This is a genomic window from Pseudomonas sp. (assembly GCF_035277045.1).
Taxonomy (GTDB): domain Bacteria; phylum Pseudomonadota; class Gammaproteobacteria; order Pseudomonadales; family Pseudomonadaceae; genus Aquipseudomonas.
Window position 1 is genome coordinate 1 of sequence record NZ_DATELE010000058.1, and the last position, 2,993, is coordinate 2,993.

General features: G+C 65.0%; 1 protein-coding gene and 2 pseudogenes. 1 reads left to right on the plus strand and 2 read right to left on the minus strand.

All coding sequences use genetic code 11. From position 1 onward, the window contains the following. A pseudogene (locus tag VJS90_RS21805) lies at window positions 1–158 on the plus strand (IS701 family transposase); the annotation flags it as partial. 178 nt (window positions 159–336) lie between these two features. Here the strand turns inward: VJS90_RS21805 and VJS90_RS02735 are convergent. Continuing rightward, window positions 337–1,329 (minus strand): DDE-type integrase/transposase/recombinase, encoded by a 993-nt coding sequence (locus VJS90_RS02735; RefSeq protein WP_414704890.1) that lies wholly within the window; start codon window positions 1,327–1,329, stop codon window positions 337–339. Between the two features lie 224 nt (window positions 1,330–1,553). Further along, window positions 1,554–2,804 (minus strand): annotated as a pseudogene (locus VJS90_RS02740) (IS701 family transposase); the annotation flags it as partial. Between the last annotated feature and the right edge of the window lie 189 nt (window positions 2,805–2,993).

Below are 2,993 nucleotides of genomic sequence, written 5' to 3' on the forward strand. Positions count from 1 at the left end.
TCGAGACGGCGAAGAACGAACTCGGTCTCGACCACAATGAAACCCGCTCCTGGCACGGTTGGCACCGCCACGTCTCGCTGGTCATGCTCGCCTTCGCCATGCTGGCGGTCATCCGCCATAGGGCAAATGCGGCACCACCCCCAAAAACCCTGATCCGGCTCACCCGGACGTCCCGGGCCTCATCCGCTGGTCGATCCAGGAAATCCGGCGCATCGCTGTCCGTCTTGCGCAGCGACGCATCCAGCCTGCCCATGTCATCGCCTGGTCATGCTGGCGACGCGCGCACCAAGCCGCCGCACAACGTTCGCATCTGAAGCGAAAAGCGCAACTGTAATGCTAGGTGTCCGGTTGCGAGACCTCCTTGGCGTTTTCAGCGATCAGGCGGGCCTTGATGATGTCACCGGGACCGGCGCGTCCGGAGGGCTTGGCTTTGGCCAGGGCGGGCTTGGCGGTGAGCCGCTCAGCGACGACCTGATCGGGTGTCTGGCCGTCCAGCGCCCGCTGCCGACGGGCGTCGTAGGCGGCATTGAAGCCGCGCAGGAGCTGTTCGAGCTGAGCGTGCGAATAGACGGTGATGGCGAGCACTTCGGAAACGATGCGGCCATTGAAGCGCTCGACCATGCCATTGGTTTGTGGCGTACGCGGCTTGATATGGCGATAGTCTGCCCCGAGCTCGGCACAGACCTTGGCAAAGGCCTGGGTGAAGCAGCTGCCGTTGTCTGTCAATACATGTGTCATGTGAAAGGGCAAGGCAGCGGCGGCTTCGCGCAGGAAGGCGATGGCACTGGCTTCGGTTTCGTCGTCCTTGACGGCGAGATGGACCGAGCGCGAGCGGCGGTCGATGGCGACGTAGAGATAGCGCTTGCGCCGCTCGCCATCGGCGGTCTGCAGCTTGGGCAGGTGCTTGATGTCGATATGCACGAAGCCGAGGTCATAGTCCTTGAAGGTGCCTTTGCCTTTGGCGGGTTGTGTCGAGACTGGCTTGGGGCGACGGTTCAGCCCTTCGGCCTTGAGGATACGCCAAATGCTGTCGCGGTTGAGATGGGGCAGGAAATGGGTGATGACAAACGTCAGGTCATCGAGCGCGAAGTTGGTGATCCGGCGCAAGGTGCAGACAATGGCGCGCTCCTCCTCGGTTGCCTTCCAGGCCAACTGGTGCGGTCGCGCCGAATGGTCCAGGCAGTCTGCCGCACCCCGCTTGCGCCACTTGCGGATGGTCTCGGTGGAGACGCCATAGCGCTCAGCGAGGATGCCGCTGCGCTCGTGGGAGCCAGCGATCTCGGCGCGGGTGACGGGCGTGGTGCGGGCGTTCGGATGGATCTGCAGCATCGCTCAGACCTCCCTCTGTCGGGCTTGGGTCAGACCCTCAAACAGGTAGCCGTAGGTGGCAATAGCATGCCCCACCGGGTCCCAACAATGTTCCGCAACCTGACAATTAGCACTACCTTGGCACTTTGGAAGCGTGTTGAAGAATCCGCCTGTGGCAGTGGGGGCAACGATAAGGGATTGCCGGCGGAGCGAACAGCCTGGCGATGATGGCGCGGCGGATCTCAGGCAGCGACGGCTGCGGCGGTGGCCCGTTGGGCACCACCTTTTTTCCCCCGCCCCGCAGCTTTCAGGCGCCGGTGTTGCAGATAGGCAAAGGCGATGCAGGTCATCAATGCGTGCCGATGCAGCCCGGTCCAGGATCGACCTTCGAAGTCACCGAGCCCAAGCTCTTGCTTGAGTTGCTGATGCACCTGCTCGCAGGACCAGCGCGCCTTGACGGTGGCGACCAGCCGCCGCAGCGAGGTCTGCTTCGGCAGGTTGCTGAGGTAATACTTCTTCTCGCCGCTGTCGCGCCATTCGCCGATGAGCCAGAGCTCTTCGCCCGGCAGGCGGATGCCCTCGACGTTGACCGGCCCATCCGCCACGCGCACCCGCACCGCGGCGAAGCGGGCATTGAGCGGGCCCTTGGTGCCGTTGCGCCAGGTGATGCGACGCCAGCGCGGCGCCTCCAGCATTTCGCTCGCCGAGCGCGGTGGCCGGTTGGGCCGCGGGTGCTTGGCGGGCCGCCCGCTCGGCGTGTACGCCGGACGCAGTTTGACCGTGGCCGGATAGACAAGCTGGGTGCAGGCGATGCCGCCCGCCCAGGTTAGTGCGCGTTCAGCGAGCCCACGGCGGAAGTCCGGGCTGCTGCCGAACCCGGCATCGGCCAGCACGCAGGAAAAGCGCAGACCGGCTTCGCGCACCCGGTCGATCTCGGCCAGTGCGATCTCAGGCTTGCTCTGCGCCATGCGCGCCGCCTCCGGCACCCCGGCCTCTTCGCAGCGCGCCGGATCGTCCGTCCAGACGGACGGCAGGAACAGCCGCAGCCCGACCGGCAGCGGCACCTCGCCACGCGCCAGCGTCAGCGTGACCAGCACCTGAGCGTTCGCCACCTTGCCCAGCTCGCCGCAGTATTGCCCCGCCACGCCGAGCGAGAGATCGCCTTTCTTGGGAATACCCGAGGCGTCGACCACCAGCACGGCATCCTCACCGCCGATCTGCTGGTCGACCTGTTCGGCCAGCACGCGCCACAGCGGCGCGTCATCCCAGGCCCGGCTGCTGATGAAATGGTGCAATTGGTCGTGCCCCGCCAAGCCGAGCCGCTCGGCCATCGGCTGGACGCTCTTGCGCCCGCCTGAGCCCAGCAGCCCGCGCACATACAGCGGTGCCATCTTGCGCCGCGTGCTGCGCCCGGTCACGGCGAGGAAGGGTTCAAGCCAGTGGTCGAGGTCAGCGTCGATGTCACGCGGCAGAAAAAGAGCAGTTCCCAATTGCATGTTTGGAAGATGGGATCGCGCACTCAGTTTTAAAGTGCCAAAGTAGTGCTAGAGCGGCCAGGAGCCATCCCCTTCTCTGCGCTCCCATCTTGCAAATCCTGCAGTCCGAGCCGGCCGATCAAACACGACGGTGCATGTATTGGTCACACCGCGACAGGCTGCTGCCCAAGATTAAGCGCGAAACGGATT